At 48.8% G+C, this 1,002-nt stretch carries 3 protein-coding genes; all 3 read left to right on the forward strand.

What is annotated here, in order from left to right; all coding sequences use genetic code 11:
* A partial coding sequence (locus PGX78_RS08645; RefSeq protein ID WP_270446552.1) for a hypothetical protein occupies positions 1 to 198 on the forward strand: 198 nt, incomplete at its 5' end.
* Positions 199 to 403: 205 nt separating this feature from the next.
* A complete protein-coding gene (locus tag PGX78_RS08650; protein ID WP_006941542.1) occupies positions 404 to 619 on the forward strand; it encodes a DUF1659 domain-containing protein in 216 nt (71 codons plus the stop codon).
* 19 nt (positions 620 to 638) lie between these two features.
* Positions 639 to 866 carry a DUF2922 domain-containing protein gene (locus PGX78_RS08655; RefSeq protein ID WP_270446553.1) on the forward strand — a complete coding sequence of 76 codons (228 nt, stop codon included), beginning with the start codon at positions 639 to 641 and terminating at the stop codon, positions 864 to 866.
* Positions 867 to 1,002: the final 136 nt, after the last annotated feature.

Consider the following 1,002-nt stretch of genomic DNA (forward strand, 5'->3'; position numbering starts at 1 on the left):
AAAGAACGCCTTATCTTTTGGATTAGCCGTTTATTCCGGTTTTTAACGGATCGAAAGCCCTATTTTCTCTGCGGACGCGCAGCCCGCTGTCCCTGCCCTGTCGGCGGCGGTGCCACGGTTATGGGTCTGGCCGTAGGCGATACGATTCGTTTTTCCATGGACGGGGACAAAAAGAAGTCCCCCTCCCGTACAGCTTAGACTCATCATCCGTACAGCTGTATAAACTCTTATATGTCAACGGTCTTTTATTCCCCCTCCAAGATCTGTGACACTTTATAACTTCGTATATTCATTCCGGCCGACACCGGCGGTTTCAACCTTACCGCTCTACGCCACCCGTCGTCACGGGATTCGGCGGTATGAATAAGCGATTTTCATCTATTCGTTTAAGGAGGTCCCGTATATGGCAACAAAACAGGCACTGGCAAGTAAGTTACAACTCACCGTTTCGTATACAGACGAGGCGGGTAAGAAAAAAACACGCACCCTTAATTTTTCTTCCCTTAAAGCCGATGCCGACTCCGGCAACGTCTTAACAGCCGCCAACGCTCTCGCATCCTTACAGGCTGATGCTTTGGACGGAGTGAAAGAAACGGTTCAGTACGAAATAACGGCGTAATTCATAAGGAGGATCTACCATGATTACTAAATCGGAAACGAAAACTTTAATCTTATCCTTTGCCGACAATGCAGGCAAAAAAGTCAACTACACCTTGCAGCGACCGAAGGCCGACTTGGACAAGGAGAGCGTTGATAAGGCCGTTGTCGACATCTTAAACGCTAAAGTATTCGCCACTGAAACGGGCGACTTATCCTCCCTGCAGGAAAGCCGAATCGTAACCCGCAAGGTTGAAGCCTTCGCATAAGCAAGAGGCCGCCTCTGCGACTCTTTCGAAAAGAGAACATCTTGTAACGAAAGAAGTGATTATTCATGCAAGCCCATTGGGATACGACAGCGTGTATCCGTCATGCACGCCGCGGTTGTACTGAATCGAAAGAACG

Origin of the sequence: Megasphaera sp. AF13-6AC (assembly GCF_027685385.1) — a bacterium.
Taxonomy (GTDB): domain Bacteria; phylum Bacillota; class Negativicutes; order Veillonellales; family Megasphaeraceae; genus Megasphaera; species Megasphaera micronuciformis.